This is a genomic window from Pantoea stewartii subsp. stewartii (assembly GCF_008801695.1).
Classification (GTDB): Bacteria; Pseudomonadota; Gammaproteobacteria; order Enterobacterales; family Enterobacteriaceae; genus Pantoea; species Pantoea stewartii.
Genome location: NZ_VZPF01000319.1, coordinates 1 through 250 on the forward strand (window position 1 = coordinate 1; position 250 = coordinate 250).

Here is a 250-nt window from a genome sequence, read left to right on the forward strand (position 1 = left end):
GTTTCAGATAACATAAAATCAATGCGTTACATGCTTGCGTATGACGGTGTTCTGTCTGGCATCAGCGTTTTCTACCAAAACAGTGCAGACAAAACAGAATGATTACCTATTATTCAACAAAGCCCCACGGCGAGTAAATCGGCTGGTAAATGACCCTGAACTTTGGGTTTGCTTTCAGCCAGCGCAACGTTTCACGGCTTTTGTGGATGATGTAGTTATCTACAATGAGCGTAATCGTTTTTGCACGCCG

1 pseudogene is annotated in these 250 nt (G+C 43.6%); it reads right to left on the reverse strand.

Annotated elements, in window-relative coordinates:
• Positions 1–124 precede the first annotated feature (124 nt).
• Positions 125–250, reverse strand: a pseudogene (locus F7Q90_RS26360) (IS630 family transposase); the annotation flags it as partial.